This window comes from Xanthobacter sp. BG11Y11_SDJG, from assembly GCF_057364445.1.
In genome coordinates this window covers 1-4,148 of the sequence record NZ_JBNFNU010000374.1, presented here as the reverse complement: position 1 = coordinate 4,148, position 4,148 = coordinate 1, and the positions used below count along the sequence as shown (strand labels likewise).

Annotated in this window: 2 protein-coding genes and 1 pseudogene; all 3 read left to right on the top strand. The window is 72.3% G+C overall.

Annotated elements, in window-relative coordinates; translation table 11 throughout:
- The first annotated feature begins 66 nt into the window (after positions 1-66).
- A complete protein-coding gene (locus AC2W7M_RS21000) occupies positions 67-894 on the top strand; it encodes a hypothetical protein (RefSeq protein ID WP_486134623.1) in 828 nt (275 codons plus the stop codon).
- Positions 894-2,944, top strand: a pseudogene (locus AC2W7M_RS20995) (SpoIIE family protein phosphatase). Before AC2W7M_RS21000 ends, AC2W7M_RS20995 begins: the two are co-directional and overlap by 1 nt.
- A 153-nt stretch (positions 2,945-3,097) precedes the next feature.
- Positions 3,098-4,148: MFS transporter (locus tag AC2W7M_RS20990; RefSeq protein ID WP_486134624.1), on the top strand; the 1,051-nt coding region annotated here is incomplete at its 3' end.

Genomic DNA, 4,148 nt, shown 5'->3' with positions numbered 1-4,148 from the left:
GCGCCGGCTGGGCCGCCGCGGAGGCGCGCATCGACCGCGGCCTGCAGCAGCTTGGAGCGCTCGACGATGCGGGCTGAGCCTCTGCGCCCGGGCCGGGCGCGCCTGTGGACCGGGCTGTTCGTCTTCTTCATCACCGTGCTGGTGGGCGGCGGCGCCAGCCTGCTTCTGACCAATGGTTTTCGCGCGCGGATGGAGGACAGCGCCCGGCGCGACGCGCTGGTGATCGGCACCTCGGTCGCCCGCACCCTCGCCCAGCAGTTCGAGCGCGCCGCCCGCTTCAACGTGCCGCTGAAGCTCATTCCCGGCGTCGATGCCTATCTCGCCGATACCCTCGCCGGCACGCCGGGCATCGCCCAGATCGTCCTGCGCGGCCCGGACGGGCGCGAGATCCGCAGCGCCGTGGGCGACGAGCCCGGCACCGACCAGACCAGCGCGCCGGTGACGGTGGACGGGCTCCAGGTGGCCGCGGTGGAGGTGAGCACCAATCCGGCGGCGCTGATCTCGTCCTCCGAGCGGTTCCGCATGCGCTCCATGCTGGCGGTGCTGGTGACCGCGGTGGCGTTCGCGGTCCTCGCCGCGCTGATCGCCGGCTCCCACCTCGATGCCGACCTCGCGCGCGTCGCCTCGGGCCTCGCCCGCACCGCGCAGGAGGACTTCACGCCGACGCCGCTCGACCACCGACGATCCGGACGCTTGGGCCGGGGTGGCGTGGGCCGGGCTCTCGCCGCTCTGATCCAGGGCAATCGCCGCGTGGTGGAGCGCCGCACGGCGCTTGAGGCCTATGCCGAGGAATTGCTGGCGGTGGACTTCGACGGCGCGCTCCGGCCCGACGTGGAGCGCATCCGGCGGGAAGTCGTGGCGCGGCCCGCGGCCGACAGGGCACGGAGCGCCTGATGCTGCTGCGCACCCGAATCACCCTCATCGTTGCCGCCGGCTTCGCCGCCCTGATGCTCGCCATGTGGAGCGCCACGGTGCTGCGCGACCGCGTGGGCCAGGCGCGCGAGGGCGAACTCGCCATCGCCGGCCAGAGCGTGCTCTGGCGCGAGATCGTCGCCTTCCAGGTGGCGAGCCTCGGCCGGGTGCTCGACCGGGTGGACGCCTCGCCCTCCTTCCGTCTGACGCTCGGCTTTGCCGACCGCGCCGGCGTCGGCACCGCCCTCAAGGAAGCCGGCGTCGATGTCGAGGACGACGACACCTATTTCGAGGTCGTGGGCGCCGACCGGGAGGTGATCTACAGCAGCAGCAGCGCGGGCGCGCGCTCGGTGCTGGACGCCGGCAGCCTCGACCGGGCGCTGCGCGGCGAGGCGCTGGGCGGCCTGCGACAGATCGCGGCGCGCCAGATCGTGGTGCTCGCCACCCGCACCGTCACCCTCGCAGGCAAGGGCCGCGCCGTGCTGGTGCTGGGTCGCAATGCGGGCCTCGGCATGGAGCGCTTCGCCCGCGGCATCAATGCGGAGACAACGCTCGTCACCCTGCGCGGCCGGGTGGCGGCAAGCACCGACCCGCTCCTGTGGCAGCGCGCCGACCTCAGCTTCACCCCGCGCCGCGCCTTCGCCGAGCAAGTCACGGTGGGCGAGAAGACCTATTCCGTCACCGGCATCCCGGTGCAGGATCTCTCCGGCTCCGCGCTGGGGGCGGTGGTGAGCTTCGTCGACGCCACCGCGACGCTCAAGGCCACCAGCCTGATCCGCAGCGCCGCCATCGCCGGCGCGCTCGGCCTCGTGCTGCTCGGCGTGATCGGACTCAACGTCTTCCTCTGGTATTCCTTCCGCCCCCTGGAATCGGCCATCGACGTGCTGCAGGCGCTGGCGCGCGGCGACACCTCCGTCACCGTGGACCATGCCGGCCGCGACGAGATCGGCCGCATCGCCTCGGCGGTGGTGGCGCTGCGCGGCAACGTGCAGGCGCTGGCCGAGGCACGGCGCCAGCGCGACCGGGTGCGACGCCGCCAGGAGGCGCTCATCTCCACCGAGCTGAAGGCGCTCGCCGACGCCATCGACCCCACCGACCGGGAGGAGGTTCTGGCGCTGCTGGCGCGCGGCGCCGAGGTGGTGGAGGAGGACGAACTGAAGCGCGTCGCCCGCGTGCTGCACGACCTCTCGCGCCGCATCGTCGAGCAGCACACCCGCCTGTCCTCCATGGTGGTGGAGCTGCGCGAGGCCCTCGTCACCAAGACCAAGCTCGCCGGCCTCCAGCAGGAGCTGGAGATCGCCCGCCAGGTGCAGCTCGCCATCCTGCCCAAGGAATTCCCGCCCGACGCGCGGGTGGCGGTGCACGGCCAGATGACGCCGGCGCGCGAGGTGGGCGGCGACTTCTACGACTATTTCATGATCGACGACACCACGCTCGGCCTCGTGGTGGCGGACGTCTCGGGCAAGGGCGTGCCGGCGGCGCTGTTCATGGCGATCTCGCGCACGCTGCTGCGCTCCACGGCGCTGTTCGAGCGCTCGCCCGCCTCCAGCATCCGCCGCCTCAACGACCTGCTCGCCGCCGAGAACGAGCAGATGCTGTTCGTGACGCTGTTCTACGGCGTGCTTGACCTCACCACCGGGCGGCTGAGCTACGTCAATGCCGGCCACAATTTGCCCTATCACATCACCCGCGCGGCGAGGTGACGGAGGTCCCCAGCACCCGTGGCATGGCGGTGGCGGTGCTGGAGGGCTTCGTGTTCGTGGAGGGCGAGCTGCAGCTCGCCCCCGGCGACACGCTGTTCCTCTACACCGACGGCGTCACCGAGGCGTTCGACGTGGACGAGCAGCCCTATGGCGAGGAGCGACTGGAGACGCTATTGAAGAGCGGCGCGAGCGACTGGTCAGTGCACGATCTGTCGGAGCGCGTTCTGGCCTCCGTGCATGTGTTCGAGCGCGGCGCGCCCCAGGCGGACGACATCACTTGCCTGACCCTGCGCTATTCGGGCGGCCAGGGACCCCGACGGGCCAGGTGAGCGGCCGTCGACCGTGAAGGACCGTCCGAGGCGGGGGACCAACCCCGCCCGACGCGCAAGACCGGAAGAGGGGAAATATCCGGCCGGGTGGCGTCACGCCGCACCGGCCCCGGCGGGAAGCCGGCCACCGGACGGGAGGATGTCGTCGTGTCCATGGAAGTGCGCGCGGCCGGATGGCCGGCGAGCGAGGCGTCCACCATCGGCGCGGTGGGCGTCGCTCATTTTTCCAGCCATTTCCTCCAGCTCGCCGTGGCGCCGCTCTTCATCCTGATGCGCGACGACCTCGGCGTCAGCTTCACCGAGCTGGGTCTGGTCCTGTCGGTCTTCTACCTGTTTTCGGGCGTCGGCCAGGTGGTGGCGGGCGTGCTGGTCGACCGCTTCGGCGCCCACCGCCTGCTGCTGTGCGGCATGCTGCTCCAGGGCACCGCCACCGCCGCCATGGGCCTCGCCCCGCGCTACGAGGCGCTGCTGCCCCTCGCCGCCCTCGCCGGCCTCGGCAATTCCGTCTACCACCCCGCCGATCTGTCGATCCTCAGCCACCGGGTCGCCCATGTGCGGCTCGGGCGCGCCTTCGCGGCCCATGTGATCGCCGGCAATCTCGGCTTCGCCGCCTCGCCGCTGGCCTCCGCCGCCCTCGGCACCACCTCTGGCTGGCGCACCGCGCTGCTCGTCATGGGCGGCATCGTCTTGGTGTTCGGGCTCGGTCTGGTGGTCTGGCGCTCCGCGCTGAAGGTGGAGCCCCAGGCGCATCATGCGGAGGGCCCGGGCGGGGCCGTGAAGGCGCCGAGCTTCCTGCAGGTGCTCGCCATGCCCGTGGTGCTGATGGCGTTCCTCTATTTCGTGCTCACCGCGGTGTCGCTCTCGGCGTTCCAGAGCTTCTCCATCCCCGCGCTCCAGCAGGGCTATGGCGCCACCCTGGCGCTGGCGACCCTGGCCGCCTCGCTCTACCAGCTCGGCAATGCGGCGGGCGTCGCGGTGGGCGGCGTGGTGGCGGACCGCACCAGCGCCCACCACGTCATCGCCATGGGCGGCCTCGCCGTCGGCGCGGTGTTCGGGCTCCTCGCCGCCGGACTGACGGCGGCGCCGGCCGTGACGGTGGCGCTGATCGCCGTGGTGGGCGTATGCCTCGGCCTCACCACGCCCTCGACGCGACGTCCTGGTGCGCAGCGCCGCCCCGGCCGGCCGCCACGGGCAAGGTGTTCGG

Excerpts from the sequence above, each read along its gene's own strand:
- AC2W7M_RS21000 (WP_486134623.1), top strand. The coding sequence starts at position 67 with ATGCGGGCTGAGCCTCTGCGCCCGGGCCGGGCGCGCCTGTGGACCGGG.